This is a genomic window from Mesorhizobium sp. M1D.F.Ca.ET.231.01.1.1 (assembly GCF_003999155.2).
Taxonomy (GTDB): Bacteria; Pseudomonadota; Alphaproteobacteria; order Rhizobiales; family Rhizobiaceae; genus Mesorhizobium.
In genome coordinates, this window is sequence record NZ_RZOZ02000011.1 from 113,014 (window position 1) to 139,570 (window position 26,557).

Below are 26,557 nucleotides of genomic sequence, written 5' to 3' on the forward strand. Positions count from 1 at the left end.
CTTTGTCTTCGGCGGCACCGCTTGTTACAGGAGTGGGCTGATGCCGCGATCGGCTACAAGTGTCGCCGGTCTTGGTTAAAGAGGTCTCAACGAGATCGGTTTCGAGAGCATGATCCCGAAAAGTGGGAACCGGTTTTCGGAAACGATCATGCTCCAAAAAAGAGTAGGATCAGGATGGCGATTCAACGAAACGTCATCCCGATCTAGGAAGCTTCGGGGATAAAATGGCAGGCAAAAAACGGCCCCTCGTCGTCATCACGCGCAAGCTGCCCGATCCGGTCGAAACTCGCATGCGCGAGCTGTTCGACGCGCGCCTCAATGTCGAGGACCGGCCCATGACCCAGCCGGAGCTGGTCGCGGCCGTCAAGGAAGCCGACGTGCTGGTCCCGACCATCACCGACCACATCGATGCGGCGCTGATCGCCCAGGCCGGCGAGAACCTGAAGCTGATCGCCAATTTCGGCAACGGCGTCGACAAGATCGATGTCGCCGCGGCGGCCAAGAAAGGCATCACCGTCACCAACACGCCGAACGTGCTCACCGAAGACACCGCCGACATGACCATGGCGCTGATGCTTGCCGTGCCGCGCAGGCTCGCCGAAGGCGCCAACGTGCTCACCGGCGAGAAGAAATGGGCCGGCTGGTCGCCCACCTGGATGCTCGGCCGCCGCATCTGGGGCAAGCGGCTTGGCATCGTCGGCATGGGCCGTATCGGCACGGCGGTCGCCAGGCGCGCCAAGGCATTCGGCCTGTCCATCCACTACCACAACCGCCACCGCGTGCTGCCGGCGGTCGAGGACGAATTGGAAGCGACCTATTGGGAGAGCCTCGACCAGATGCTTGCCCGCATGGACATCATTTCGGTCAATTGTCCGTCGACGCCGGCGACCTTCCATCTCCTGTCCGCCCGGCGCCTGGCGCTGATGCAGCCGGCGGCCTACATCGTCAATACCGCGCGCGGCGACATCATCGACGAGGAATCGATGATCAAGCTTATCCAGGACGGCAAGATCGCCGGCGCCGGGCTCGACGTCTACGAGCATGAGCCGGCGCTGAACAGCAAGCTGTTGAAGCTTGCCCACAAAGGCAAGGTCGTGCTTCTGCCGCATATGGGCTCGGCGACGCTCGAAGGCCGCATCGACATGGGCGAGAAGGTGATCATCAACATCCGCGCCTTCTTCGACGGCCATCGGCCGCCGGACCGCGTGCTGCCGCTCAGGACCTGAAACACAGCGATTGTTCAGGCGGCGACGCCGACGGCGCCGTCGGCGGCAACTTTGACGATACTGCCGCGGTAGGCGTCGAACGCGCCATGGGCGAGCCTTACCGCCACCGGCGTTTCCCAGCCCATTTCCCGGGCGACGATCAGGCCGAGCAAAAGAATGGCGTCCGGTTCGCGCAGCACCAGGGCGGCCGGCGCGCGGCCGTTGTGGACTAGCTCCATCAGCACGGCGGAAGCCGACGACGAACCGATCGTGCCCGGCAGGAACAGCACCCGGCCGGAAATGATCTCGCCATGCTGAGGATGGCGCACATCGGCGATGCGCCCGGTCTCCGGGTCGACGCCGCCCCAGAAGCTGATCGGCGCCGTCAGCACCAGCGCGTCGCCTTCGCCGGCCTTGCCCGGCACCAGGATCTCGGCGGCGCTCATGCGGCGATATCCGTGAATGTCGGCTTGCCGGTTGCGGCGCTTTCGACGCAGTCGGCGAGCGAAGCGTAGAGCACCGCGTAGCCGGTGTTGCCGGGCGCGTAATGCGCGAACTTGCCCGAATTGGTCATCAGCACGCCGCCTGCCAGCTCCGGCATGATCGGCGTGACCACCACGCAGGTGTCTGCGACGATGACAACGCCGCTTGCTTCGAGCCGCTTCCGCCGGCCGTCGCGTTCCAGTGAGGAAAGCACGTGCCGGCCAGTGCAGGCATAGACCGGCACGCCAAGCCGTCTTCCGGCGATCAGCCGCTCCAGCATGTCGAACTCGGCATCGGAGAGATGCGGGCTGCCGATGGCCACGGCGTCGATGGCCTCTGGCGTTGACACCGTCGACAGGCCGGCGCGGGCCTTCGCCGCCATCTCAGGTGTGACGCGGATAACCGCCTCAGGTTCCGACCCGGCCAGAACGGTTTCGACATCAGGCGCCTCGGGCGTCACTCCGGCGATATGGAACAGGCCGACCGCGCCGGATGAAGCGGCCGCGGCGCCGAAAGCCTTCAGCGCGTCCTCGCCGGGGTGATTGGCGATGCCGGTGACGACGCCGATCGCATGGCCGACCTCACGGCCATAGAGGCTACCCAGCACCGGCCAGGCGATCTCTGAGGCGAGGAAGGATGGAGACAGAGCCGAGACGTCGAACACCAGCCGCGCCCGGCGGTTCTCGGGCCGATGCAGGCCATAGTCCGGCGCGCGTCCGGTGATGGCGCAGGCAATGTCGAGGAAGTCGCCATAACGGTTGGTGCGTGCGCCCAGCACCGAACTGCAGAACACCACGGCATTGGATTCGCCCCAGGCGACATCGCTGCCTTGGGCCGGCCTGTGCCCGGCCTGATAGGGCGCGCAGGTCCAGCTCTGCTCGCAGCCGAGCTTGCGATAAGCCTCCATCATCCGCCGCGCCATGCCGCGCTGCGGCTCTTGCAGGCGAATGCGCGAGCAGCCCGTCAGGTCGAGCGCCCCGACATTGAGCGTCGAGCGGACCGCCACCTTGGCGCCGCCCTCGACCAGCCGTTCGGCGAACAGCGTGCCGGAATCGCCGTGGTAAAGCGCGCCGTCGATATGCGCCGAAGCGATTCCGATCAGCTGCGGCGCCCCGAGCAGGCGCGCGCTTTCGGCGACGATGCGCATCGCCATCCCGGCGCCGTCCTCGCCGGCGGCGATTGCCTGTTCCTGGGGTTTGAGCACGAGGCTCAAGACAGCACCTTGCGCATGGTGATCGAGGTCGGCCGGTTATAGCCTTCGTGCGCCGTGCGCCCGGTCTCGCGAAAGCCGAGCCGGGCGAACGTCGCGTGGTTTGCGGCGAGCTCGATGCGCGTCTGCAGCTCGACGGCATGCCTGCCGCGCCGGCGGGCAAAGTCCTCCACGGCCCGCATCAGCCGTGCGCCTATGCCTCGCCCCTGAAGGCCGGGCTCGACGGCAAGCTTGCCGACATAGAGATCCTCCGCCCTTTCCAGCGCGAACACGCAACCGACGATTCGGCCGTTCTCCACGGCCAGGAAGGCCTTCTCCAGCGCCGCCTTATCCCGGAGGCCTTCCGGCGTCAGCAGATGCGCCGAGGACGGCGGGTCGATGACGCCGTCCATATAGGCGAAGGCGCGCCGGATCAGCGCATGCACTTCCTCCCACCGTGCGAAGTCCGGCGGGAGCTCGGTGACAAGAGGAGTGGCCGGCTGGTCCATGCGCTTAGACTGCCCTCGATCAGACTGCCTTGTAGCGGACGGTGTCGAAGCGGGCGGTGAGCCCGTCGTAGAGCAGCAGCCGGCCGACCAGCGGCTCGCCGATGCCGGCAATCAGTTTGATCGCCTCCATCGCCTCAAGGGTGCCGACGACGCCCGTCAGCGCGCCGACGACGCCTGCCACGGCGCAGGAGGGCACCAGCCCTTCGGGCGGCGCTTCCGGGAAAAGGTCGCGGTAGCCTGGATTGCGCTTGCCGTCGGCGCCCGTTTCGAACGGCTTCAGCACCGTCACAGAGCCGTCGAAGCGGCCGACGGCGGCGGTGACCAGAGGCTTTTGTTCCTGGGCGCAGGCATCGGCCAGCGCATAGCGTGTCTCGAAATTGTCGGAGCCGTCGACGACGACATCGTAGCCGGCGACGAGGGCAGGGGCGTTTTCCGCCGTCAGCCTGAGGCGATGCAGTTCCACCCTGACATTGGGGTTGATGCGCATGATCGCGGCCGAGGCGCTGTCGGTCTTCGCCATGCCGATCGTGTCTGTCCCATGGATCACCTGCCGCTGCAGGTTGGACAGCGAGACATCATCGTCGTCGACGATGCCGAGCGTGCCGACGCCGGCCGCGGCAAGATACTCGAGCACCGGCGCCCCCAGTCCGCCCGCGCCGATCACCAGCACCCGCGCCCGCTTCAGCTTCTGCTGGCCGGGGCCGCCGATTTCCGGCAGCACGATGTGGCGGGCATAGCGTTCGAGCTCTTCGTCGGTCAGCGCGGTATTGGTCATGGCGGGACCTTATAGCTGGTGCAAAGCCTTGTCACATGCAAGGCACAGCTTCGTCATGTACGGGCAAGGCGAAGCCTTGTCCCGCAGGGTACGGGCAAGGTGTAGCCTTGTCCCGCGGGGCACGGGCAAGGCGAAGCCTTGTCCCGAAGGGTACGGGCAAGGCGAAGCCTTGTCTCGCGGGGCACGGGCAAGGCGAAGCCTTGTCCCGCGGGGTACGGGCAAGGCGTAGCCTTGTCCCGAAGGGCGACGCCCGTTGGTTTCCTCACGAGATCAGCCTGTCGTTCCAACACTGCCGTGGTCGACCGTCAGGAATTGCGCCCGCCCGGCAAGGCTGGAAAACAGCGCCGCATCCGTGCCGGTCATGAAGGCCTGGCAGTTCAGCTCTTCGAGGATGGAAAACAGTGCCGCGCGCCGGCCGCTGTCGAGATGCGCGGCGATCTCGTCGAGCAGGAGGATCGGCGTCAGGCCCGACATCTCGCCGGTCAGCCTCGCATGCGACAGCACGATGCCGACCAGCAGCGCTTTCTGCTCGCCGGTCGAGCACAACTCCGCCGGCATCGACTTCGGCCGGTGACGAACCACAAGGTCCGACCGGTGCGGACCGTCGAGCGTGCGGCCTGCGGCGCGGTCACGCTCGCGGCCGTTGGCGAGCGCGGCGCGGAACCGTTCCTCGACGTCGACGGCCGGCGCGACGGCGATCTCGCCCTCCAATTCGCCGGAAAGGCTTATGTCGGCCTGCGGAAACGGGCCGCTGCCGGGCAGCTTGTCGATCATGGCCGCAAGCAGCCGCACCAGTTCCGCCCGCGCCGCCGCGATCGCCACCCCGGTTTCGGCCATCTGCGTCTCGATCGCGTCGAACCAGCCGCTGTCGCGAGAACCTTCCGTAAGCAAACGGTTACGTCCGCGCATCGCCTTTTCATAGTCCAGCGCCCGCTGGCCATGGCTGGGATCGATCGCCAGCACGAGCCGGTCGACGAAGCGACGCCGATCGGCGGCCGGTCCCTGAAACAGCCCGTCCATCGCCGGCGTCAGCCACACGACCCGCAGCCATTCCAGCATGTCCTCGGCCGACTTCGCCGGCGCACCGTTGATGCGAACGCGCCTGCCGCCTTCCCCGTCGCCGCCGGAAATGCCGGTGCCGATCTCGACCTGGCCTTCCGGGCCTTCGATGCGGGCGTGCAAGGCAAAGCCGCCGTCGCCGCCCTCGCGCGCCACGTCGGCATAGGGCGCGCGGCGCAGCCCGCGTCCCGGCGTCAGCAGCGAGATGGCTTCGAGCAAATTGGTCTTGCCGGCGCCGTTGTCGCCCGACAGCACCAAGGCGCCGGGGCCAAGCTCGAGCGAAAGCCCCGCATAGTTGCGGAAATTGGTAAGCGTTAACTTACTTATGTAGCTTTGCTGCCGGAGCTGCTTGTTATCCTCGGTCACGGTAACATGTGGGCTCGTTCAAAAAGCCTACACCCGCATCGGCATCAGCACGTAGAGCGCGGTCTCGTCGGCCATGTCGTGGATCAGCGTCGGGGATCCGGCATCCGCCAGCATGAACTTCGCCTCCGAGCCGGTGAGCTGGGCCGCGACATCGAGCAGATATTTGGCGTTGAAGCCGATCTCGATCGGATCGGACGAGTAATCGGCCGCCAGTTCCTCGGTGGCGCTGCCCGAGTCCGGATTGTTGACGGCGAGCGTGAGCTGGCCGTCATTGATCGACAGCTTCACGGCCCGGCCGCGCTCGGACGAAATGGTCGAGACGCGGTCGACGGCGGCGGCGAAGCTCTGGCGGTCGATGATCAGCTTCTTGTCGTTGCCGGTCGGAATGACCCGCTGATAGTCCGGGAATGTGCCGTCGATCAGCTTCGAGGTCAGGATGACGCTGCCGATGGTGAAGCGGATCTTGGTGTCCGACAGCTCCGTCGTCACCGCCACATCCGGGTCGTCGACCAGCTTCTGCAGCTCGCTCACCGTCTTGCGCGGGATGATGATGCCGGGCATGCCTTCCGAGCCTGCCGGCGCGTCGATCTCGGCGCGCGCCAGGCGGTGCCCGTCGGTCGCGACCGAACGCAGCTTCAGCTTGCCGCCCGCCTCATGCGTGTGCAGGAAGATGCCGTTGAGATAGTAGCGCGTCTCCTCGGTCGAGATGGCGAACTGCGTCTTCTCGATCAGCCCTTTGAGCGCCACCGAATCGAGCCGGAAGATGTGCGAGAAGGAGCCGGCCGAAAGCTCCGGGAAATCCGACTGCGGCAGGCACTGCAGGCGGAAGCTGGAGCGGCCGGACGTGACGGTCATCGCATTGCCGTCCTCGTCGGTCTTCAGCATCACCTCGGCGCCGTCGGCGAGCTTGCGCACGATGTCGTAAAGCAGATGCGCCGGAACCGTCGTCGCGCCGCCGCGCTCGACCTTGGCGGGCGTCGCCTCCGTCACTTCGAGGTCGAGGTCGGTCGCTTTCATTTCCAGGCTCGCGCCATCGGCGCTGAGCAGCACATTCGACAGGATCGGTATGGTGTTGCGCCGCTCCACCACGCGATGGACGTGGTTGAGGGACTTCAGGAGATTGGACCGTTCCAGGATAACACGCATGACCAAACAGGCTCGCTTCAATGAATGGGCGGGTCACCAGGGGGCGGCGTCCCGCGAAAGCTCCGAAAAGCTCAGAATCTATGTAAGCTGACAGTAAAAACCCTGCAAACGCAAGCCCGCGACACCGGTTCCGGCCGGTTGCGCGGGCTTTCTGGGGATAAAGCCGGCGAAGCGCGCCGCCTTATGCATGTCGCCAAAAAGTGCGCGGCGGTTTTGGGAAAACGACATGCATGAAAACAAGAACTTAAAGCGCGTCGCTCGGAGCCGTTTCGACGCGACGCGCTTTAGCGTTTTCGGACCGCTCAGGCCTGCTCGTTGATCAGCCTTCTGAGCAGTTCGAGTTCCTGCGCCAGCGTGTTGTCGGCACCGGAAAGGTCCTCGATCTTGCGCACGGCATGCAGCACCGTCGTGTGGTCGCGGCCGCCGAAACGCCGCCCGATCTCCGGCAGCGAGCGCGGCGTCATCACTTTCGACAGATACATCGCCACCTGCCGCGGCTTGACGATCGTGCGCGTGCGCCGGTTGGAGAGCAGCTCCGTCTTCGACACGTTGTAGTGTCGCGCCACGATGCGCTGGATGTCCTCGATGCGCACTCGCTTCGGCTCGCCCGAGCGGTAGATGTGGCCGAGGATCTCGTCGATGCGGTCGATGGTGATCTGCGGCTCGAAGGACTGGCGGAACAAAAGCTGGTTGAAGGCGCCTTCGAGCTCGCGCCCGCTGCCCGTCACCGTGCGGGCGACGTGGTCGAGGATCTCGTCCGAGATATCGAGCGAGGCATCGTCGACCTTGGCCGTGGCGAGGCGCAGCTTCAGCATGCCGAGGCGCATGGCGAAATCCGGCGCCGACATTTCGAGCGCCACGCCGCCATTGAGGCGCGAACGCACGCGCGGCTCCAGCGATTCCAGTTCCGACGGCGGCCGGTCGGCGGCGACCACCACCTGCTTGGCGCTGTCGAGCAGCATGTTGATGAGATGGCAGAACTCGTGCTGGATCGACTTGCCCTGCAGGAACTGCATGTCGTCGATGATCAGAAGATCGATGTCGCGCAACTGCTCCTTGAGGGTGAGCGCGTTGTTGTCGCGGATCGCGGTGGCGAAACGCCACATGAAATATTCCGCCGTCAGATAGACCACGCGCGATTTCGGGTTGTGCCGCAGCGATTCGGCGGCGATCGCCTGCAAAAGGTGCGTCTTGCCCAATCCGACGGTCGCATGAAGGAAGAGCGGGTTGAAGCGCACCGCGCTCGACTGCGATTCCGCCACCGCCTTGGCCGCGGCGAAGGCCACCCGGTTCGAGGGCCCTTCGATGAATGAAGTGAAGGTGTAGCGCGGGTCGAGCGGCGACCCCAGCACATTGTGGCGGAACTCGGTCTCCGCCGGCACGCCCTGGCGGGGCGCCGGCGCCCGTTCCACCCGGCCTGCGCTTGCGGTTCCGGCGGCAAGCGCGGTCTGCGCCTGCTTGGTCATCTTGCGCGCCGGCGCGATCTCCGGCTCGACGTTGTTGCGGCCCTGTCGCGTGGCGGTCCGCACGACGATCTCGATCTTGAGAAGGTCGGGATCCTCATGCCTCCACAGCTCGGCGATAAGATCGAGATAGTGGCCGTTGATCCACGAGCGCAGGAACGCCGTCGGCACGGAGATGCGGACAATGCCGCGCGACGCCTCGGCAACCTTCATGCGGCCAAACCAGCTCGAATAGACCTCGGCTCCCAGGCGCGCCTTCAACTGAGCCTTGACCCGCTCGAACTTCTGTTCAGCGTCGCTGGATGCCGCCATGCCGTCCCCTCCGACGATAGTTGCTGGGAATGGGAGTTCGCCCGCTATCTCCCGTTCGATGCCGCTCTGCATGATCAAGTTCCTTGTCGCTCGTACCCTTTTTCCGCCGGGGGTGCGCCTCCTGCACCCTGGACCCGGCGAGTTTCGCTGCGCCGTCGCCGCCGCCGGCGATATCGTCGCAACGTTGCGCAAGGGACCGATACCGGCTCTTGCGAGCCGGCCTGAACATGCCAGGGCAATACAACATCGTCCGGCGAAAACGCCGGCACAACGTCAACCTGCAATGTACAATTACGCCAGTCCCCTACCCGCACCGAAGAGACAAACCAAGCCGCACGCGGAATTGCTCCGCGTCATGAATTCCGCCATTTTTTGCTGGCCGATTCAGGCTGGGTCAGGGGCTAAAGCCCGTCCCTTCGATGTATGGACATTACCGAAATCGCTGTGGATAGGGCAAGGCCACGTCTAACCGATTTTTAACGAATCTGGTTACCGGAGACGTGTTCGGATGAGGTGCCGTCAGGGCATGTTTTGACAAAGCCATTGTGATTCAAACCCTTTTCCGGCGAATATGAAAAAGGCCGGCCGACAGGAAATTTTCTGAAATAATTCTCTTGACAGCTACTTGTCCCCCGCCGCTCCTCCGCGAGTTGAACAAGCTGTGGATGACCGTCTGTAAGTTTTTGAAAAATATAAGGAATTTGTGACAGGCTAATCTATGGCCATGCCCGCATCCGCCGGTCACCGACATCAGTGATTATGTATATGCCGGCAAAACATTCGCAACTTTGAAATTCGGCCCGAGCGTCGTTATGCGAGCGTTCTTTTTAAGTACTTGCCGGCAAACGAAAAAACCCGGCCTGTGCGGCCGGGTTCAAGGATAACGGTCCTAAAGGCAAGTCGGATCAGGCCGACAGCACCTTGACCCGCTGGGCCAGCCGCGAAACCTTGCGGGAAGCCGTGTTCTTGTGAATGACACCCTTGGTTGCGGCGCGCATCAATTCCGGCTCCGCGGCCTTGAACGCTTCCAGCGCCGCGGCCTTGTCGCCGGCGGCGAGCGCCTCTTCGACCTGGCGGACATAGGTGCGGACGCGCGACCGGCGGTTCTTGTTGATCGCCGCGCGGCGGGCGATCTTGCGCGTTGCCTTTTTGGCCGAAGACGTATTGGCCATGATGCCTCTCTTCTGATCTGGTGGACGCCAGCGGGGTGCCGCAGGGCGCAAAAAACAAACGGGCAGCCACGGGGCCGCCTCGGTTGGTGCGGCTTATAGTTCAGCTTTTCCGGCGCGTCAACGCTGCTTCGCGGTCTTTTTGGGACTTGAAGCCGCGCCCTAGCGGTTGGTGAAATTCGGCTTCCGCTTCTCGACGAAGGCGGCCATGCCTTCCTTCTGGTCGTCGAGCGCAAACAGCGAATGGAACAGCCGGCGCTCGAAGCGCAGTCCTTCGGCAAGCGTCGTCTCATAGGCCCGGTTGACGGCTTCCTTGGCCATCATCACCGACGGCATGGAAAACTCGGCGATCTTCGCCGCCGCCTGCAGCGCCTCCTCGACCAGTTCGCCGGCCGGCACCAAGCGCGACACCAGTCCGCAGCGCTCGGCTTCGGCGGCGTCCATCATCCGCCCGGTCAGGCACATGTCCATCGCCTTCGACTTGCCGACGAAACGGGTCAATCGCTGCGATCCGCCCATGCCCGGCATGACGCCGAGCGTGATTTCCGGCTGGCCGAATTTCGCGTCGTCGGCGGCGATGATGAAATCGCACATCATGGCCAGCTCGCAGCCGCCGCCAAGCGCATAGCCGGCGACCGCCGCGATGATCGGCTTGCGCTCGCGCGTCAATTCCTCCCAGCCGACGAAGAAGTCCTGGGTATAGGCGTCGACGAAGGAGATATCCTGCATTTCCTTGATGTCGGCGCCGGCCGCGAAGGCCTTTTCCGAGCCTGTAAGGACAATGGCGCCGATGCCGGCATCGGCGCCGAACGCGTCCACCGCCGCCACCACGTCCCTCAGCACTTGCGAATTCAGCGCATTGAGCGCCTTCGGCCGGTTCAGCGTGATCAGCCCGACCTTGCCGCGTGTTTCCGCGAGAATGGTTTCATAGGTCATGGCATCGTCTCCTCGCTTCGGTTTGAGGAGACCGGTCTAGCTCACCGCTGACAGGTCCGGCAATAGAAGGTCGAGCGGCCGCTCTGCACGGTTCGCTCGATGTGGCCGCTGCAGCCCGGTTTCGGACACGGCTCGCCTTCGCGGTCGTAGACGGCGAAGGAATGCTGGAAGTAGCCGAGCGATCCGTCCGCCTGGACATAGTCGCGCAGCGAGGATCCGCCGGCGGCGATCGCATCGGCGATGACCGAGCGGATCGCCTCGGCCAGGCGTTCGCATTGCTGTTTCGCTTTCTTGCCGGAGCCGGCGATGGTGCCGGCTTGGCGCAGCGGCGACAGGCCGGCGCGCCACAGCGCCTCCGACACATATATATTGCCGAGCCCGGCGATCAGCCGCTGATCGAGCAGCGCCGCCTTCAGCGGCGACCTGCGGCCTTTGAGCAGCGCGGCGAGCAGGGGGCCGTCGAGCGCGTTGCCGGTCGGCTCGATGCCTAGCCCCGCCAGCATCGGGTGCGTGTCCGGCGCTCCTTCGGCAAACAGCATGAAGCCGAAGCGGCGCGGGTCGTTGAAAATGACGCGGGAGCGCTCGCCCTTCGGCGAGGCGACGTCGAACACGACGTGGTCGTGCGCCGCGCTCTTCGAGCGCTCGTGATGGAAGGTGCCGGGGATGTCGCTGCTCCCGGCGGCTTCGACGCGGAACGATCCCGACATGCCGAGATGGCAGATCAGCACCGGACCGTCTTCGATGTGCATCGTCAGATATTTGGCGCGTCGGCCAAGCGCCGTCACGGTCTTGCCGGTAAGCCGCTCCGAAAAGCGTTCGGGAAAGGGGAAGCGAAGGTCGGGCCTGCGCGCCTCGACGTTGACGAGCCGCGCCCCTTCCAGGACCGGCTGCAGCCCGCGCCGCACCGTTTCGACTTCAGGCAGTTCTGGCATGGCCGCCTATCGTTGCAAGGAAGGACGTCCCGTGGCGGCCGGGCGCAAGGCCGAGGTGGTCCGCGACGGTTTCGCCGATATCGGCGAAGGTCGGCCTGAGCCCGATGTCGCCGCCCTTCAGTCCCGGCCCGATGCCGATCACCGGAACGCGTTCCCGCGTATGGTCCGTGCCGCGCCAGGTCGGGTCGTTGCCGTGATCGGCGGTGAGGATGAGCAGGTCGCCCGGCCTGATGCGCGACAGCGCTTCGGGCAGCCGGCGGTCAAAGGACTCGAGCGCTCCGGCATAGCCGGCGACATCGCGCCGGTGGCCGAACTCGGTGTCGAAATCGACGAAATTGGCAAAGACCAGGTCGCCTTCGCCGGCGTCTTCCATGGCGCCCAGCGCCTTGTCGAACATCGCCATGTTGCCGCCCGCCTTGCGCACCTCCGAGATGCCGCGATGGGCGAAGATGTCGCCGATCTTGCCGACGGCGATGACCTTGCTGCCGCGTTCCGTCAGCCGGTCGAGCAAGGTCGGTTCCGGCGGCGGCACGGCGTAGTCGCGGCGGTTGTGGGTGCGCTGGAAGGTGGCTTTCGTCTCGCCGACGAAGGGCCGCGCGATCACCCGTCCGATCTTGAGCGGATCGACCAGCCGGCGCACCGTCAGGCAAAGCTCATACAGTCTTTCGAGGCCGAAATGCGTCTCGTGCGCGGCGATCTGCAGTACGGAGTCCACCGAGGTGTAGCAGATCGGCTTGCCGGTGCGGATGTGCTCCTCGCCGAAACGCTCGATGATCTCAGTTCCGGGCGCATGGCAATCTCCAAGGATGCCCGGCACCTTGCCTTCGCGGATGATCGCGCCGGTCAGCTCGGCCGGGAAGGCCGGCACGGTGTCGGGAAAGTAGCCCCAGTCGAAGCGCACGGGCAGGCCGGCAATCTCCCAGTGGCCCGACGGTGTGTCCTTGCCGCTCGAGACCTCCTGGGCAGCGCCATAAAAAGAAGCGGCAAAGAGCGGCGTGTCGACGTCGAAATGGAAGTCCGTCGCGGTTTTTGCCGCACGGCCAAGCCCGAGCGCGGTCATGTTCGGCACAGCGAGCGGGCCGCTGCGCAAGCCTTCACGGTCCGCGCGGCCCTCGGCGCTAGCCTGCGCGATATGCCCGAACGTGTCGGCGCCGGCGTCGCCGTAGCGCTCGGCATCGGCCGCTCCGCCTATGCCGAAAGAATCGAGAACGAATAAGAAAGCCCGAGCCATAGATGCCGTCGTTGCCAGTCCAGGCAGCCAGACATAAGGTTCCATGACGGCATTGGCAAATCGGAAACCGAACCGAAACGGCACGGCGCCATAGTGGTGCGATCGGGCGCAGTGTCGGCGGGAGCGCGGCAAGAGATGGGCAAGGGCGCGGGATTCGCGGCAGGCCAGGCTTTGGGGATGTGCGCGGCGGCTCTCGCGCTGCTCTCCTCGGCATCGCCGGCGCGCGCCGACTGGCGTGACGACATCGGCACCTTTCGCATCGGCATCGTCGCCGAGCCTGGAGGCGGCAACTCGGTGCCCGGTCTGGCCCGCCTGACGGATGCCTACACGAATGCTCTCGGCATGAAGGTCGAGATCGTGGTTGCCCGCGATTATGCGGCGTTGATCGAGGCGCAGGCGAGCGGCCGCGTCCAGTATGCGATCTATTCGGCGCTTGCTTATGCCGCGGCGTCCGAGCGCTGCGGTTGTGTCGAGCCGCTGGTGGCGCCGGTCGATGCGGACGGGGCCATCGGTATCCGTTCCGTGCTGGTGACCCGCGACGACAAGGTGCCGGACCTCGCAGCGATCACCTCGCATCGGATTGCGATCGCGCCGCCGGACAATGTCGCCGGTTCTCTGCTGCCGCTGACCGCCTTGGGCGGCGAACGCGTGAAGATCGCCGAGGATTCACCCTTCCTGACACGCGCGCCGTCGGCAACTGCGGCCGAGACGATGCTCGGCGAAGGCCAAGCCGACGGCCTGTTCGGCTGGGAACCCGTCGGCGCCGATGGCCAGCCCACCGATACGGGCGGCACGATCGTGCGGCTCGAGGCCGGCGGCGTTCCGAAGACGTCGCTTCGGGTGTTATGGACCTCGGCTCCGCTGCGATACGGGCCTCATGCCGTGCGCAGCGATCTCGATCTCGAGGCGAAGCGCCGGCTGGCCGTCTTCCTGACCAATCTCAAGTCGCTGACCCCGGACGTCTACGATCTTCTGGAATCGACCCATGCCGGCGGCTTCGAACTGGCCGTAGCAAAGGACTACGCAACGGCGCTGGCCATCGTGCGGCGGGAAGCGGGCGGGCGGGATTGAAGCATGTCTCCCGAAAGTGGGAACCGGTTTCGGGATAAAGACATGCGTAGAACCAACAGTCCAAGCGCGTGGAGCAAAGCTGAAAGGTCGCGACGCGCCTTGCTCCCTCAGCAGTCGCTGCAGGGGACCGAGGGACCGCGCCGCGGCCTCAGATAATATGTTTCGCCCATCGGTATTTTGTTGAAGGCCGAGGTCAGTCCAAGCGCCTTCGAACCGCTGGCCGACCAGGCGATCATCGCCTCATAGCCGAGGTCGCTTTCCACGCGAACAAGGAAGGTGTTGCGGATATTCAGGGTCGCCGGAACGGTGGTGATGCTGTCCTTCAGCGCGTCGGCGCTATAGGTGGTGCCAACAAGCTTGCGCGACCATGCCACCTTCACCTTGGGCGATGCCTCGTCGGTGATCTGGATGCCGGTGATGATGATCGTCGGCGTGGAGCGGTTGTAGGGCTGTAGCGTCGAGGTGCCGATCTTCATGATCGCATCGAGATCGGCTGTCTTGACGCTCGGCTGCTGCGTGACGAGATCCGCCACCATGCTGCCGATGCGGCTGACCTTCTTGCTGGTCTCGATCGCCTGCGAGGCTTCCATCGTGATGAAGTACATGATGAGCAGCACCGGCACGATGAACGCGAACTCGATTGCCGCGACGCCGCGGCGATCGCGGCAAAACCGCGCCGCCTTGGCCAGAATGGCCGAAATTCCCGGGTGTGCCCCCGCACGGTACATATCCTTCCCCCACGCCGCCGTAGTCTTGGCCGGCCGCAACCTTGAAGCATGTCTCCCGAAAGTGGATCCGGTTTGGGATAAAGACATGCTTAAATCAAAAAGCTAAAGCAGGTCGCATCACGCGACCTGCTTTAGTCGTCGAATGGTTCGTTCTGCCAGGTCACCGATGCGAAGTGCAGCGTCTTGCCGCCATTCAGATTGGCCATTTGTTTGGCCAGGAAATCGGTGATTACCGGCCATTTGTAGAAAACCCGCAGCATGTTCTTCGATTCCGCCAGGCCCGGCGACACCGTGAACGCCGTCGAGCTCGTGCCTGTCAGCACGATTTCGCCGCTTTGGATTTTGAAGCCCGCCGCCGCGGCGTCGGCGAAGGTCGGATATTCGCGCAGGTCCACCAGCAGGGTGGCGTTTGACCCGGACCCGGGGCAATTCGTGGCGACCATGATCGCCAGCCTGTCGCAGATCAGCTTCTTGATCGAGGCGTCGGTGACGTCGGCCTTCTTCAGTTGACCGGTCCTGAGCTGGCGCGCGATATCGTCGGTGGCATTAGCCATCACTTCCTGGCCGGCGAACGATATGCAGCTTTCCAGGATGGCGAAAACGAGCAGGGCGAACGGTATGGCCAGCATCGCGAATTCCAGCGCAGTGCTGCCGCGCCTGTCGCTGAAGAAGCCATGACGGGGCTTTGCCCGCGCCTTGCCGTCCATGCCACCCTCGGATGCCGGATCCATGCTCATGTCCGTTCCTGCCGATCCCTTGCAAAGTCGGGCGGCAACATAGCGAAAACCCATTGAGGTCGGGTTTGGATGAGCGTTAAATTCGCCGGACGACTTTTAACCCGCCATTAACGTCGCGGGCGCTTGCCGACGCCAGCTTCAGCGGCTTGCGTTCATTTCGGTTTCGGAGGTTCTCTCCGCTTCGCTCTTGTACGAGCTTTCGCAATAGGGCGTGCACGACATGGTCTGGACGTCGGCGCGCCGGTAGATGCGCACCGAAGACGCAGCTTGCCGGACCACCGTCACCTGCTCATCGACGATCGGGCTGCCATCGGAATCGAGCACGACCAGATTGGTAACGCCGAAACCCTTGCCGGTGAGAACGACCGTCGAGGCATCCTGGACGGCGGCGTCGGCGATTGCCGGATTGCCGATGACGATCGTGTCGGCGGCGCGCGACAACTTGACGATCTTTGCCTGGTTCATGGTGACCTCGATGCCGGCACCGGCGCTGGCGGGCATGGCGAAGGCGGCAACGGCCAGCAGCGCGACGACTGGAAAAGGCGATCTCGACAAGGTCATGGAAGCGCTCCGGAGCGGCAGACTGTTCAACGGAACATGAACGAAATTGGTGAACCGACGGTTAAATGCCGCGCTGCCACGGCAAGCATGGCCGCCTCGAGGGTTAAGAACCTGAAGCATGCGCTGTTTTAGCAAAATCGCGGGTTGGCCGGATCTCCGCGCTTTTCCTGCCCGCCGAACCGTCATTGGGCGTTTAGGCCACGGTTAACCAAGCAACGGGTTCGCAACCGGAAAGGAATCGGTAAGGGTATTTATTAAGCCGATTGAAAGGGCTTCTCCCTAGATTTGCAGCATCCGATCAACCGCCAAGAGAAGTTGACGGAAGTGCTGTAACACGTGGAGTAGGAGCTCTCGAATGTCTAACCTCATCGCACGTTTCGTGAAGGACGAATCCGGCGCGACCGCCATCGAATACGGTCTGATCGCCGCTCTCATCGCGCTCGCCATCATGGTCGGCGCCAGCCAGCTCGGCACCGCCCTGAACAGCAAGTTCGTGGCGATCGCCAGCGCCGTCAAGACCGGCAAGGCCCCGTGATAGGCTGCGCAAGCCAGCTGTTGCTTTGAAGTGGAAGGGTCGCCCATGGGCGGCCCTTCTTTCATGCGGTCGGGTGATTTCGACGATCCGGCCTCATCAATCGTTAATTCCAGCATGCCTAGACTGCAGCTGGTCAATTGCGCCATAGGCACCGCGCCATGCTTGAAGCCGCGATCTTCGTCGTCTTTCCTTTCTGCATGCTGTTCGCGGCGATCTCGGACACGCTGTCGATGACGATCGCCAACCGCGTGCCGGTGCTGCTGGTCGCGACGTTCGCCCTGGTGGCTCCGTTGACCGGGATGGACTGGGCAACCTATGGCGGGCATTTCGCGGCCGGTGCCCTGGTGCTGGCGGCGACCTTCGGCCTGTTCGCGCTCGGCGGCATGGGCGGCGGCGATGCCAAGCTCCTGGCGGCAACCGCGGTATGGATGGGGCTCAACATCAATCTCGTCGGCTACCTGGTAACCTCGACGTTGATCGGCGGTCTGTTGACGATTGCCATTCTGGCCTACCGGAAATCGCCATTTGCGGTCTACACCGGCCACAATCGTTTTCTGCGCCATTTCGCCGACGAGAACGGAGGCATTCCTTACGGCGTCGCGCTTGGTCTCGGCGGCCTCATCACCTTTCCGGATTCTCCGCTGATGATCTGGGCGCTGGACAGGCTCACCGCCTAAACGCATGTCGCCCAAGAGTGCGCGGCGGTTTTGAGGGAAACGGCATGCGTCAAACAAAGACTTAAAGCATGTCGCCTGAATCCGCTTCGTCGCGACGCGCTTTAGGCAACATCGCCATTTTCAGATCGGTCTGTGCGCTTGGGGGTGGCTTTACGCCCCTATCCCGAAACCGGTTCCCTTTCGGAATCATTCGTTTTCTTTGACAAGAGGGTTTCTCGCGGCGCCTGGCCGCCTTTTTCGTTAATGCATGTCGCCCAAGAGTGCGCAGCGGTTTTGGGACAACGACATGCATCAAAACAACGACTTAAGGCCTGTCGCCCGACGCCGTTTCAGCGCGACGCACTTTAACGGCAAGCGGTTCCGTCTAATTTGAGTAAACCTTAAATTAATCACGATCGTAAGCATTGCATTAACCTTGTTTTGACGATTGCGGCTGCAAAGTCCGCCCTGGCTAAGGTGGTTTGCCTTGAGGCGAAGGGTTCGGACGAATGCCAGCATCCCGACTGATTATTCTGGGCGTGGCTGTGGCCGCGGCGGGTGGCGCGGGTTATGTCGCTAAGAACATGGTGGCGGCGCCGCCTGCTCAGGTCGTCGTCGACGCTCCCAAAGAGCCGGCGATCGCGCTGCAGGACGTGCTGGTACTTTCCGGCGATGTCGCCATGGGCAGCCAGCTCGGCGACAAGATCAGCTGGGAGCAGTGGCCGGCCAGCGGCGTCAACGCCAATTTCATCACCCGTGCGGTCGAACCGGACGCGGTCGAAAAGCTCAAGGGCTCGGTGGCGCGTGTGGCCATGTATACCGGTGAGCCGCTGCGGCGCTCCAAGCTGGTCGGCGAGGGGCAGAGCTTCATGTCGTCGATCCTGCCGTCCGGCATGCGCGCCGTCGCCACCGCCATATCGGCCGACACATCGGCGGGTGGCTTCATCCTGCCCAATGACTTCGTCGACGTCATCATGACCCGGCGCGCCGACGCCAGCAACGGCGGCAGCGGCTTCAACACCGAGACCATCCTCAAGAACATCCGCGTCCTGGCCATCGACCAGACCATCCAGGAGGACGAGGAAGGCAAGAAGACCAGGGTCGGCCAGACCGCGACGCTGGAACTGACGCCGCAGCAGGCGGAGATCATCACGGTGGCGCAGCAGATGGCGGACCGCCTGACCCTGGCGCTGCGTCCGATCACCGACACCAATGAGAAGAACCTGGGCGAGGCCGACTATCTGGTGAACGGCAACGGCCGGCGCGGCACGGTGCGGTTGATCAAGTCGGGCGAAGTTTCCGAAGTGGGAGCAAGGAAATGAGGCTAAGCGGTAAACTGCCCGTCGTCGCGGCGGTGGCAATCGGCCTGTTCCTGATCGGCACCGATGCGCCCGGCCTCGTCGAGGCCAAGGCGGCGAACAGGGCGGCCGGCGTGACCGCCTCGGTTGCCTCGCAGCGCGTCAAGCTCGGCCTCAACAAGTCGGTAGTCATCGACCTGCCGAGCGACGCCTACGACATCCTCGTCGCCAATCCGGCGGTCGCCGACGCGGTGACGCGCACGGCGCGCCGCATCTATCTGTTCGGCAAGGCGGTCGGCGAAACCAACATCTTCGTCTTCGGCCCCAACGGCGAGCAGATCGCCAGTCTCGACCTGGCGGTTGAACGCGATGTCGCCGGGCTGGAGGACTACCTCAAGCGCTTCCTGCCGTCGTCGCAGATCAAGGTCGAGCTGCTCAACGACAACGTGATTCTCACCGGCGATGTGGACACGCCGCTCGACGCCAAGCGCGCCGTCGACCTGGCCACCATCTTCGTCTCCGGCGGCGAAGCGACAACCGGCCAATATTCGCAGACAGCGGCCGGCGGCTCGGCCAATGGCGGCGTCGACATCAACAATCCCGACGCCGAACGCAGGGTCTCCAAGATCGTCAATCTGCTGCAGATCATCGGTGACGATCAGGTGACGCTGAAGGTGACGGTGGCCGAAGTCAGCCGTTCGGTGATGAAGCAGCTCGGCGTCAACATGGTCGGCAACGGCGGCAGCAACGGCATTTCCTGGGGCGCGCTCAGCGACAATTTCACCGGCCTCGGCAAGCAACTGTCCAACTCGGGCTTCAATGTCGGGACGTCCTCGATCCAGGCCTACATCAATGCCATGGAATCGGCCGGCGTCATGAAGACGCTGGCAGAACCGACGCTCACCGCTGTGTCCGGCGAGAAGGCGACCTTCAAGGTCGGCGGCGAATACAACATGGTGAACAGCGTTTCCGCCAATGTCTCCAATGACAACCAGACAGGTCTGAAGACCTATTCGATCGAGAAGATCGAATACGGCATCGGACTGGAATTCCAGCCGGTGGTGCTGTCGCCGGGCCGCATCAGCCTGAAGGTGCGGACCGCCGTTTCCGAGCCGACAACCGAGGGATCGGTTTCGCTTTCCGATGGCGGGAGAAGTCCCGGCATGAACGCCTTGTCGCTGCGCAAGCGCCTGGCCGATACGACGGTGGAACTGCCTTCCGGCGGCTCGATGATGATCGCGGGCCTCGTGCGCGACGACGTCAGGCAGGCCGTCAACGGACTGCCCGGGCTGACCAAGATCCCTGTGCTCGGCGCGCTCTTCCGCAGCCGCGACTTCGTGCGCAACGAGAGCGAGCTTGTCATCATCATCACGCCCTATCTGGCGCGGCCCGTGGCGCGCAACGAATTGGCCAAGCCTGACGACAATTTCAACGCGCCGAGCGATGGCGCCGGCATGTTCCTCGGTCGCGTCAATCGCGTCTACGGTACCATGCAGACCGACAGGCCACCTGGCCGTTACCACGGCGTGGTCGGCTTCATCTACAAGTGAGCGGGAAAGCGGACATGTCCAAGTCAGCATCAAGGGCCATGACGATCGCGGCGGCAAAATCCGGCGGAGGACGTTTCCGCGGGTCGTCTGCGGTCCTGGCAATCGCTCTTGCGGCGTCGCTCGCCGGATGCGCCAACTTCCATCGCGACAGCGTGACGGTGGGCGCCATTCCGGACGACTACCGCACCAATCATCCGATCGTCATCGCCGAGAAGAACCAGAAGATAGACCTTCCGGTCGGCGCCGGCGATCGCGGCATGACCGCCTCGCAGCGCGACACTCTGCTCGGCTTCCTCGACGGCTACGACAGGAGCGCCGCTCCGGCGCTGACGATCGCGGCCCCGGTCGGCTCCGCGAACCAGGCGGCCGCCCAGGCCGCCAGCCGCGATTTCGCCAGGCTTGCCATCGCGGCCGGCGTCAAGCGCAACCGGATCGTCATGACGTCTTACCAGTCGGCCGTGCCTGAAGCTTCGGCCCCGGTCCGCGTCGCCTTCGTCGCCGTGAAGGCCCAGACCGACAAATGCGGGCGCTGGCCGGAAGACCTGCTGCAGACATCAGAAAACAGGCACTACGCCGATTTCGGATGCTCCTATCAGAACAACCTTGCTGCCCAGATGGCCAATCCCAACGATCTGCTCGGGCCGCGCAAGCAGTCCGATATCGACGCCGAAAACCGCGGCAACGTGATCGATATCTATCGCGCCCGAGGCGTTTCGGACGAGTTCCTCGGCAATTCGGAAGTGACTTACTGAGCCGCGCCGGATGACGGAAAGAACATGACGATGAGCAATCTCGCCTACGACACGCCCACGGATACCGGCGATCTCTCGCAACAGGACGTTGCCGCCATGCAGGCGCTGCGCCCGGTGCCGCGCATCTCGATCCAGGCTTTCTGCGAGACCGAGGGCGTCGCCAACCCCATCGAGCGCGCCGGCGAGGACCGCCGCATGGCCAAGGCCCATCTCAAGGTCCATATGGGCGGCATCGCCACCGCGATCGAATTCTACCGGTCGGCGCCGACACCCAACCTGATCCTGCTGGAATCGCGCAGCGAGCCTAAACAGCTGCTGGAGCAGCTCGGTCAGCTCGCGGAATATTGTGACCCGACCTCGAAGGTCGTGGTCATCGGCCACTACAACGATGTCGGCCTCTACCGCGAGCTCATCCGTTCGGGCATTTCCGAATATGTCATCGCGCCGGTCTCGATGACCGATATCGTCAGTGTCGTGTCGTCGATCTTCGTCGATCCCGAGTCCGATCCGATAGGCCGCTCCATCGCTTTCATCGGCGCCAAGGGCGGTGTCGGGTCCTCGACGATCGCACACAACGTCGCCTGGGCGATGTCGTCCTTGTTCAAGTCCGAAGTCGTCGTTGCCGATCTCGATCTCGCTTTCGGCACCGCCAACATCAACTTCGACCAGGACCCCGCGCAGGGCATCGCCGAGGCGGTGTTTTCGCCCGAGCGCGTCGACGAGGTCTATCTCGACCGGCTGCTCGCGCAGTGCGCCGAGCATCTGTCGCTGCTGGCGGCGCCTTCCACGCTCGAGCGCGTCTATGATTTCGATCCGGACGCCTTCTCCCAGGTCATCGAAACGGCCCAGCGCAGCGCGCCCCTGCTCGTGCTCGACATTCCCCACGTCTGGAGCGGTTGGACCAAGAGCACGCTGATCAAGGCCGACGAGATCGTCATCACGGCCACGCCCGAACTCGCCAATCTGCGCAACACCAAGAATATGGTGGACATGCTGAAGCGGCTGCGTCCGAACGACCCGCCGCCGAAGCTGATCATCAACCAGGCCGGCGTTCCGAAACGGCCGGAGATCGCGGCATCGGATTTTTCCGAACCGCTCGGCATCACGCCCATGGCGGTGATCAATTTCGAGCCGCTGCTGTTCGGCAACGCGGCCAACAACGGCCGCATGCTTGGCGAGATGGACGCCAAGAGCCCGGTCGTCGGCACGATCAACGAAATCGCGCATGTGCTGACCGGGCGCAGCGAAATCAAGACGAAGAAGAAGGCAGGCCTGGGCTCCATCCTCGGCAAGCTTTCGCGCAACAGGAAGTGACGCTCGCGGAGCGGCATCGGGTAGTCGATCATGTTTGGTAAAAGAGGCACAGACGACGGCAGCCGGGCAGCTCCCGAATTCCGCCCGCCGGCACCTCCTCCGGCCGCGCCCGCTCCGGCCGGGACGATGGCGCTCGACCGGCAGGCCGCGCCCGCGCCGAGCACGCCCGCCGCGCCGCCCGTTCGGCGTCCGGTCGAGGCGCCGCCGATGGCGCCCGAGCCGCCGAGAAGGGCCCAGCGCGAGCGGAGCGAAACCTACTACGACACCAAGAGCCAGGTGTTTTCGGCGCTGATCGACACGATCGATCTGTCGCAACTCGCCAAGCTCGATCCGGAAAGCGCGCGCGAGGAAATCCGCGACATCGTCAACGACATCATCGCGATCAAAAATTTCGTGATGTCGATCTCCGAGCAGGAAGAGCTGCTCGAGGACATCTGCAACGACGTGCTCGGCTACGGGCCGCTGGAGCCGCTGCTCGCGCGCGACGACATCGCCGACATCATGGTCAACGGTTCCAAGAACGTCTACATCGAGGTCAACGGCAAGGTCGAAACGACCAGCATCCGCTTCCGCGACAACCAGCAGCTGCTCAACATCTGCCAGCGCATCGTCAGCCAGGTCGGCCGCCGCGTCGATGAATCGAGCCCGATCTGCGACGCGCGTCTTCCCGACGGCTCGCGCGTCAACGTGATCGCGCCGCCGCTCTCGCTCGATGGCACCGCGCTCACCATCCGCAAGTTCAAGAAGGACAAGCTGACGCTCGACCAGCTGGTCAAGTTCGGCGCCATCTCGCCGCAAGGCGCGGAAATCCTGAAGATCATCGGCCGCGTCCGCTGCAATGTCGTCATCTCGGGCGGCACGGGCTCGGGCAAGACGACGCTGCTCAATTGCCTGACCAACTATATCGATCGCGAGGAGCGGGTCATCACCTGCGAGGACTCGGCCGAGTTGCAGCTGCAGCAGCCGCACGTGGTCCGTCTCGAAACCAGGCCGCCCAATCTCGAAGGCGAGGGTGAGGTGACCATGCGCGACCTCGTCAAGAACTGCCTGCGCATGCGGCCCGAACGGATCATCGTCGGCGAGGTGCGCGGACCGGAAGTGTTCGACCTTCTGCAGGCGATGAACACCGGCCATGACGGCTCGATGGGAACGATCCACTCCAACAGCCCGCGCGAATGTCTGAACCGTATTGAATCGATGATCGCCATGGGCGGCTATTCGCTGCCGCAGAGGACGGTGCGCGAGATCGTCGTCGGCTCGGTCGACGTGATCATCCAGGCGGCTCGTCTGCGCGACGGCTCGCGCCGCATCACCCACATCACCGAGGTGATCGGCATGGAAGGCGACGTCATCATCACCCAGGATCTCGTCCTCTATAACATCAAGGGCGAAGACGCGAGCGGCCGTCTGATCGGCGAGCATGTTTCCACCGGCATCGGCCGGCCGCATTTCTGGGATCGCGCCCGCTACTATGGCGAGGAGCAGCGCCTCGCCAACGCGCTCGAAGCCATGGAGAAACGCGCTGACTGATGCATCTGGAGGTGTAGGGGCCCCGGTCGATGTTCGGAATTGACACCACGGTTCTGGCTTTCGTCGTGCTTGCGGGCTTAAGCGCCGGCGCGATAGCCTATGCTTTCCTGTTCAAGCGCATCGACAACGAAAAGCAGGCCGGCAAGCGGCTTGAAACGATCAAGACGGCCGAGACCGACCGGTCGGTGGTGAAGGCCACGCGCGACCGCGCCGCGGAAGCGGTCAGGCGGCGCAAGACGCTTCAGGATTCGCTCAAGCAGCTCGACGAGAAGCAGAAGACCAACGACCGCAACGTCAAGAAGCCGCCGCTGAAGGCTCAGCTCCGCCAGGCCGGCATGACGGTTTCCATCGAGCGCTTCTACATCTACTCGGTGATCTGCGGCATCGTTCTGACCTTCCTCGCCTATTTTGCCGGCGCGCCGTTGCTGGTCCTGCCCGGCGCTCTCCTGGCCGGGGCCCTCGGCCTGCCGCGCTGGTTCGTATCGTTTCGCCGCACGCGTCGGGTGAAGGCTTTCCTGGAGGAGTTCCCGAATGCCCTCGACATCATCGTGCGCGCGGTCAAGTCCGGCCTGCCGCTGAACGATGCGATCCGACTGATCGCCAACGAATCTCCCGAGCCGGTCCGCTCCGAGTTCCGCCGCATCGTCGATTCCCAGCAGATGGGCATGTCGATCCCCGACGCGACGCTGCGCATGTCCGAGACCATGCCGTGCACCGAGGCCGGCTTCTTCGGCATCGTCATCCAGATCCAGTCGCAGGCCGGCGGCAATCTCTCCGAGGCGCTGGGCAATCTTTCGCGCGTGCTGCGCGACCGCAAGAAGATGAAGGCCAAGGTGCAGGCCCTGTCGATGGAAGCGAAGGCATCCGCCGTCATCATCGGCGCCTTGCCGTTCGTCGTCGCCTTTCTCGTCTATCTTACAAGCCCGAACTACATCATGCCGCTGTTCACGACCAGCGTCGGCAATCTGATCCTCGGCTGCTCCGGCGTCTGGATGTCGATCGGCATCGTGGTGATGCGCAAGATGATGAATTTCGAAGTGTAGGGACGCGGACCCAATGACTGACCAGGTCGTCAAGACGCTAACCGATCCTTCCTTTCTTATCGCGCTGCTGGTCGGCATCGCGGTTTTTGCCACTGTCTTCACGCTCCTGCCGGCGCTTGGCGGCAATCAGCTCAAGTCGCGCATGAAAACCGTGGCGCTCGAGCGTGACGAACTGCGCGCCAGGCAGCGTCAGCGGCTCGCCAACGAAGCCGACCGCCGCCGCAAGGGTCTGCGCGAGGAGCAGTCGATCGGCATGCGCAACATCGTCGAGCGGCTGGACCTCAAGCGCGCGCTTGCCGATGAAGGCACGCTGCAGAAGCTCAAGGTGGCGGGCTTCCGCGGCCAGAATCCGCTGACGCGCTTCCTGTTCTTCCGCCTGATCCTGCCCTTCATCGGTTTCGCGCTCGCGGCGGTCTACCTGTTCGTTCTGGGCGGCCTGGCGCAGCAGCCGGCCTTCATCAAGCTGTTCGTCTGCATTGTTGTCGCCTATGGCGGCTTCTACGCGCCGATCCTCTACGTCAACAACCGCGCGACCAAGCGCAAGCAGTCGATCCAGCTGGCATGGCCGGACGCGCTCGACCTGATGCTGATCTGCGTGGAATCCGGCATGTCGGTGGAAGCAGCGCTTCGCAAGGTCGCCGACGAGATCGGCGCCCAGTCCGTCGCGCTCGCCGAGGAATTCGTGCTTACCAATGCCGAGCTGTCCTATCTGCAGGACCGCAAGGTCGCCTATGAGAACCTGGCAAGCCGCACCGGCCTGGAATCGGTGAAGTCGGTGTCCCAGGCCCTGGTACAGGCGGAACGCTACGGCACGCCGGTGGCGCATGCGCTGCGCGTGCTCGCGTCGGAAAGCCGTGACATGCGCATGAACGCGGCCGAGAAGAAGGCCGCGGCGCTGCCGCCTAAGCTCACCGTGCCGATGATCCTTTTCTTCCTGCCGGTCCTGTTCGCCATCATTCTGGGACCGGCCGGCATCCAGGTCAGCCAGCGCGGCATCTTCGGCGACCAGCACAACTCCAGCAGCCAGTAGAAATCCCGAACGAATGTGGAAAGGCCGCGCGGTCGATGCCGCGCGGCCTCTTGTCTTCGATCTGCGCGATCCCGGCGCAATGCCCGATCAGTTCGTCGCGACCTTCGCCTTGTCCTTGTCCTGATCCTTGAGCTGGCTCCAGGCATTCTGCTGGGCAAGCATCTGGCGCAGATAGGCGACGTTGGCCTGCGCCTGCTCCGGCGAAAGCTCCTGCGAGGCGATCTTTTCGGCCTCGTCGAAGCGGCCCTGCAGACCGACGACCAGCGCCAGGTTCTGCCGCACGCGGCTGTCGGCGTTCGGCTGCTGCGCGGCCGAGCGCATATAGGTCTCGGCGGTCCGCAGATCCCCCTCCAGCACATAGGACATGCCGAGATTGGAAAGGATGGAAGGTTCGTTCGGCTTGAGCTCGAGCGCCTTTCGGTAGTCCTGACGCGCCTCGTCCCGCTGTCCCATCTGGTCGAGGATGGCAGCTTCCGCCGATACCAGGCGCCAGTCCGGATATTCCGGCGTCTGCGCGCGGCGCACCGCATCGAGCGCTTGCTCGAACTGCCCGTTCGCGGCTAGCGCCTTGCCGTAGGCGGCGAGCACGTCGCGGTCCTTGGCATAGGCGATGGCGAGCTTGCGCATCACCGCCAGCGACTGGTCTGCGTCGCCATCCATCTGCAGCGCCGCGGCGTAATTGGTGGCGATGCGTTTGTCGTTCGGGTTCCTGGCGTAGGATTCGCCGAGCCTGGTCGTGGCGCTGTGCAGTTCTCCGGCCGACATCGTTTCCAGCGGCCGGTTGTCGGAGCGGGAAATGGAGCCCGTCGTGAACTTGCTGGTGCTGCCGCAGCCCGCTACGCTGGCCGCCAGCGCGGCCATGAATGCCGTGGTGATCAGACGCTTGCTCGTGAAGGTCAATGCTTTGATCGGCATCGCGCCGTCTCTCCATTCCTGCGCGGCCATTAGGCTGGCCGTCTTCCCTCTCCCAGAAATAT

Annotated in this window: 26 protein-coding genes; 11 read left to right on the plus strand and 15 right to left on the minus strand. The window is 64.1% G+C overall.

The annotated features are described in order from the left end of the window. Nucleotides 1-224 precede the first annotated feature (224 nt). Nucleotides 225-1,226 (plus strand): D-glycerate dehydrogenase, encoded by a 1,002-nt coding sequence (locus tag EN874_RS25265; RefSeq protein ID WP_126086008.1) that lies wholly within the window; start codon nucleotides 225-227, stop codon nucleotides 1,224-1,226. 14 nt (nucleotides 1,227-1,240) lie between these two features. Here EN874_RS25265 and EN874_RS25270 read toward each other — a convergent pair whose 3' ends face one another. The 11 genes from EN874_RS25270 to EN874_RS25320 form a co-directional block, all read right to left on the minus strand. Beyond that, nucleotides 1,241-1,651, minus strand: coding sequence for a DUF126 domain-containing protein (locus tag EN874_RS25270; protein ID WP_127427660.1), 411 nt, complete (start codon nucleotides 1,649-1,651; stop codon nucleotides 1,241-1,243). Beyond that, nucleotides 1,648-2,892, minus strand: a complete 1,245-nt coding sequence (locus EN874_RS25275; protein WP_281061453.1) for an aconitase X catalytic domain-containing protein — start codon at nucleotides 2,890-2,892, stop codon at nucleotides 1,648-1,650. The genes EN874_RS25270 and EN874_RS25275 overlap by 4 nt, the downstream gene beginning before the upstream one ends. A 5-nt stretch (nucleotides 2,893-2,897) precedes the next feature. Beyond that, complete coding sequence (locus EN874_RS25280) at nucleotides 2,898-3,386, minus strand: GNAT family N-acetyltransferase (RefSeq protein WP_127427662.1); 489 nt, start codon at nucleotides 3,384-3,386, stop codon at nucleotides 2,898-2,900. Between the two features lie 19 nt (nucleotides 3,387-3,405). Continuing rightward, entirely contained in the window at nucleotides 3,406-4,161 is a 756-nt protein-coding gene (locus tag EN874_RS25285; RefSeq protein WP_127427663.1) for a molybdopterin-synthase adenylyltransferase MoeB, read from the minus strand. 270 nt (nucleotides 4,162-4,431) lie between these two features. Next, a complete protein-coding gene (gene recF, locus EN874_RS25290) occupies nucleotides 4,432-5,586 on the minus strand; it encodes a DNA replication/repair protein RecF (protein ID WP_127427664.1) in 1,155 nt (384 codons plus the stop codon). A 27-nt stretch (nucleotides 5,587-5,613) separates the two neighbouring features. Further along, nucleotides 5,614-6,732, minus strand: a complete 1,119-nt coding sequence (gene dnaN / locus EN874_RS25295; RefSeq protein WP_126086002.1) for a DNA polymerase III subunit beta — start codon at nucleotides 6,730-6,732, stop codon at nucleotides 5,614-5,616. Between the two features lie 302 nt (nucleotides 6,733-7,034). After that, the gene (gene dnaA / locus EN874_RS25300) at nucleotides 7,035-8,507 is read right to left on the minus strand and encodes a chromosomal replication initiator protein DnaA (RefSeq protein ID WP_245468253.1); all 1,473 of its coding nucleotides are present in this window, start codon (nucleotides 8,505-8,507) and stop codon (nucleotides 7,035-7,037) included. A gap of 905 nt (nucleotides 8,508-9,412) precedes the next feature. After that, a complete protein-coding gene (rpsT, locus tag EN874_RS25305; RefSeq protein WP_124996039.1) occupies nucleotides 9,413-9,679 on the minus strand; it encodes a 30S ribosomal protein S20 in 267 nt (88 codons plus the stop codon). Nucleotides 9,680-9,838: 159 nt separating this feature from the next. Further along, on the minus strand, nucleotides 9,839-10,612 hold the full coding sequence (locus EN874_RS25310) for an enoyl-CoA hydratase (RefSeq protein ID WP_127427665.1): 774 nt from the start codon (nucleotides 10,610-10,612) through the stop codon (nucleotides 9,839-9,841). A gap of 41 nt (nucleotides 10,613-10,653) precedes the next feature. Further along, the gene (gene mutM / locus EN874_RS25315) at nucleotides 10,654-11,544 is read right to left on the minus strand and encodes a bifunctional DNA-formamidopyrimidine glycosylase/DNA-(apurinic or apyrimidinic site) lyase (protein ID WP_127427666.1); all 891 of its coding nucleotides are present in this window, start codon (nucleotides 11,542-11,544) and stop codon (nucleotides 10,654-10,656) included. Beyond that, the gene (locus tag EN874_RS25320; RefSeq protein ID WP_127427667.1) at nucleotides 11,528-12,775 is read right to left on the minus strand and encodes a phosphopentomutase; all 1,248 of its coding nucleotides are present in this window, start codon (nucleotides 12,773-12,775) and stop codon (nucleotides 11,528-11,530) included. Before EN874_RS25320 ends, mutM begins: the two co-directional genes overlap by 17 nt. A gap of 177 nt (nucleotides 12,776-12,952) precedes the next feature. Between EN874_RS25320 and EN874_RS25325 the strand changes: the two genes are divergently transcribed. Then, nucleotides 12,953-13,846, plus strand: a complete 894-nt coding sequence (locus EN874_RS25325; protein WP_168247605.1) for a PhnD/SsuA/transferrin family substrate-binding protein — start codon at nucleotides 12,953-12,955, stop codon at nucleotides 13,844-13,846. A 107-nt stretch (nucleotides 13,847-13,953) separates the two neighbouring features. Here the strand turns inward: EN874_RS25325 and EN874_RS25330 are convergent, their stop codons facing one another. The 3 genes from EN874_RS25330 to EN874_RS25340 form a co-directional block, all read right to left on the minus strand. Then, nucleotides 13,954-14,574: a TadE/TadG family type IV pilus assembly protein gene (locus tag EN874_RS25330; protein WP_127427669.1), complete on the minus strand. Its 621-nt coding sequence runs from the start codon at nucleotides 14,572-14,574 to the stop codon at nucleotides 13,954-13,956. Nucleotides 14,575-14,705: 131 nt separating this feature from the next. After that, on the minus strand, nucleotides 14,706-15,281 hold the full coding sequence (locus tag EN874_RS25335) for a TadE/TadG family type IV pilus assembly protein (protein ID WP_127427733.1): 576 nt from the start codon (nucleotides 15,279-15,281) through the stop codon (nucleotides 14,706-14,708). 168 nt (nucleotides 15,282-15,449) lie between these two features. Then, the gene (locus tag EN874_RS25340; RefSeq protein ID WP_126085996.1) at nucleotides 15,450-15,872 is read right to left on the minus strand and encodes a pilus assembly protein N-terminal domain-containing protein; all 423 of its coding nucleotides are present in this window, start codon (nucleotides 15,870-15,872) and stop codon (nucleotides 15,450-15,452) included. Nucleotides 15,873-16,227: 355 nt separating this feature from the next. Here EN874_RS25340 and EN874_RS25345 point away from each other — a divergent pair, with 355 nt between their 5' ends. From EN874_RS25345 to EN874_RS25385, 9 genes are all read left to right on the plus strand, one after another. Then, nucleotides 16,228-16,407, plus strand: a complete 180-nt coding sequence (locus EN874_RS25345; protein WP_126085995.1) for a Flp family type IVb pilin — start codon at nucleotides 16,228-16,230, stop codon at nucleotides 16,405-16,407. A gap of 158 nt (nucleotides 16,408-16,565) precedes the next feature. Next, complete coding sequence (locus EN874_RS25350) at nucleotides 16,566-17,084, plus strand: prepilin peptidase (RefSeq protein ID WP_127427670.1); 519 nt, start codon at nucleotides 16,566-16,568, stop codon at nucleotides 17,082-17,084. A 488-nt stretch (nucleotides 17,085-17,572) separates the two neighbouring features. Continuing rightward, nucleotides 17,573-18,385, plus strand: coding sequence for a Flp pilus assembly protein CpaB (gene cpaB / locus EN874_RS25355; RefSeq protein ID WP_127427671.1), 813 nt, complete (start codon nucleotides 17,573-17,575; stop codon nucleotides 18,383-18,385). Continuing rightward, entirely contained in the window at nucleotides 18,382-19,911 is a 1,530-nt protein-coding gene (locus tag EN874_RS25360) for a type II and III secretion system protein family protein (protein ID WP_127427672.1), read from the plus strand. The genes cpaB and EN874_RS25360 overlap by 4 nt, the downstream gene beginning before the upstream one ends. 14 nt (nucleotides 19,912-19,925) lie before the next feature. Next, nucleotides 19,926-20,663, plus strand: coding sequence for a CpaD family pilus assembly protein (locus EN874_RS25365; RefSeq protein ID WP_127427673.1), 738 nt, complete (start codon nucleotides 19,926-19,928; stop codon nucleotides 20,661-20,663). Nucleotides 20,664-20,693: 30 nt separating this feature from the next. Next, on the plus strand, nucleotides 20,694-21,977 hold the full coding sequence (locus EN874_RS25370; RefSeq protein WP_189394134.1) for a CpaE family protein: 1,284 nt from the start codon (nucleotides 20,694-20,696) through the stop codon (nucleotides 21,975-21,977). A 30-nt stretch (nucleotides 21,978-22,007) separates the two neighbouring features. After that, a complete protein-coding gene (locus tag EN874_RS25375) occupies nucleotides 22,008-23,507 on the plus strand; it encodes a CpaF family protein (RefSeq protein WP_127427674.1) in 1,500 nt (499 codons plus the stop codon). 29 nt (nucleotides 23,508-23,536) lie between these two features. Beyond that, on the plus strand, nucleotides 23,537-24,550 hold the full coding sequence (locus EN874_RS25380) for a type II secretion system F family protein (protein ID WP_127427675.1): 1,014 nt from the start codon (nucleotides 23,537-23,539) through the stop codon (nucleotides 24,548-24,550). Between the two features lie 13 nt (nucleotides 24,551-24,563). Further along, on the plus strand, nucleotides 24,564-25,580 hold the full coding sequence (locus EN874_RS25385) for a type II secretion system F family protein (RefSeq protein WP_127427676.1): 1,017 nt from the start codon (nucleotides 24,564-24,566) through the stop codon (nucleotides 25,578-25,580). An 87-nt stretch (nucleotides 25,581-25,667) separates the two neighbouring features. Here the strand turns inward: EN874_RS25385 and EN874_RS25390 are convergent, their stop codons facing one another. Further along, nucleotides 25,668-26,495 (minus strand): tetratricopeptide repeat protein, encoded by an 828-nt coding sequence (locus EN874_RS25390; protein WP_126085986.1) that lies wholly within the window; start codon nucleotides 26,493-26,495, stop codon nucleotides 25,668-25,670. Nucleotides 26,496-26,557 lie beyond the last annotated feature (62 nt).

Bases quoted from the DNA above. Each gene is read 5' to 3' on its own strand.
- EN874_RS25265 (WP_126086008.1), top strand. From the start codon at position 225: ATGGCAGGCAAAAAACGGCCCCTCGTCGTCATCACGCGCAAGCTGCCC.
- EN874_RS25270 (WP_127427660.1), bottom strand. From the start codon at position 1,651: ATGAGCGCCGCCGAGATCCTGGTGCCGGGCAAGGCCGGCGAAGGCGAC.
- EN874_RS25280 (WP_127427662.1), bottom strand. From the start codon at position 3,386: ATGGACCAGCCGGCCACTCCTCTTGTCACCGAGCTCCCGCCGGACTTC.
- EN874_RS25285 (WP_127427663.1), bottom strand. From the start codon at position 4,161: ATGACCAATACCGCGCTGACCGACGAAGAGCTCGAACGCTATGCCCGC.
- dnaN (WP_126086002.1), bottom strand. From the start codon at position 6,732: ATGCGTGTTATCCTGGAACGGTCCAATCTCCTGAAGTCCCTCAACCAC.
- dnaA (WP_245468253.1), bottom strand. From the start codon at position 8,507: ATGGCGGCATCCAGCGACGCTGAACAGAAGTTCGAGCGGGTCAAGGCT.
- rpsT (WP_124996039.1), bottom strand. From the start codon at position 9,679: ATGGCCAATACGTCTTCGGCCAAAAAGGCAACGCGCAAGATCGCCCGC.
- EN874_RS25310 (WP_127427665.1), bottom strand. From the start codon at position 10,612: ATGACCTATGAAACCATTCTCGCGGAAACACGCGGCAAGGTCGGGCTG.
- mutM (WP_127427666.1), bottom strand. From the start codon at position 11,544: ATGCCAGAACTGCCTGAAGTCGAAACGGTGCGGCGCGGGCTGCAGCCG.
- EN874_RS25320 (WP_127427667.1), bottom strand. From the start codon at position 12,775: ATGGCTCGGGCTTTCTTATTCGTTCTCGATTCTTTCGGCATAGGCGGA.
- EN874_RS25325 (WP_168247605.1), top strand. From the start codon at position 12,953: ATGTGCGCGGCGGCTCTCGCGCTGCTCTCCTCGGCATCGCCGGCGCGC.
- EN874_RS25330 (WP_127427669.1), bottom strand. From the start codon at position 14,574: ATGTACCGTGCGGGGGCACACCCGGGAATTTCGGCCATTCTGGCCAAG.
- EN874_RS25335 (WP_127427733.1), bottom strand. From the start codon at position 15,281: ATGGACGGCAAGGCGCGGGCAAAGCCCCGTCATGGCTTCTTCAGCGAC.
- EN874_RS25340 (WP_126085996.1), bottom strand. From the start codon at position 15,872: ATGACCTTGTCGAGATCGCCTTTTCCAGTCGTCGCGCTGCTGGCCGTT.
- EN874_RS25345 (WP_126085995.1), top strand. From the start codon at position 16,228: ATGTCTAACCTCATCGCACGTTTCGTGAAGGACGAATCCGGCGCGACC.
- EN874_RS25350 (WP_127427670.1), top strand. From the start codon at position 16,566: ATGCTTGAAGCCGCGATCTTCGTCGTCTTTCCTTTCTGCATGCTGTTC.
- cpaB (WP_127427671.1), top strand. From the start codon at position 17,573: ATGCCAGCATCCCGACTGATTATTCTGGGCGTGGCTGTGGCCGCGGCG.
- EN874_RS25360 (WP_127427672.1), top strand. From the start codon at position 18,382: ATGAGGCTAAGCGGTAAACTGCCCGTCGTCGCGGCGGTGGCAATCGGC.
- EN874_RS25365 (WP_127427673.1), top strand. From the start codon at position 19,926: ATGTCCAAGTCAGCATCAAGGGCCATGACGATCGCGGCGGCAAAATCC.
- EN874_RS25370 (WP_189394134.1), top strand. From the start codon at position 20,694: ATGAGCAATCTCGCCTACGACACGCCCACGGATACCGGCGATCTCTCG.
- EN874_RS25375 (WP_127427674.1), top strand. From the start codon at position 22,008: ATGTTTGGTAAAAGAGGCACAGACGACGGCAGCCGGGCAGCTCCCGAA.
- EN874_RS25380 (WP_127427675.1), top strand. From the start codon at position 23,537: ATGTTCGGAATTGACACCACGGTTCTGGCTTTCGTCGTGCTTGCGGGC.
- EN874_RS25385 (WP_127427676.1), top strand. From the start codon at position 24,564: ATGACTGACCAGGTCGTCAAGACGCTAACCGATCCTTCCTTTCTTATC.
- EN874_RS25390 (WP_126085986.1), bottom strand. From the start codon at position 26,495: ATGCCGATCAAAGCATTGACCTTCACGAGCAAGCGTCTGATCACCACG.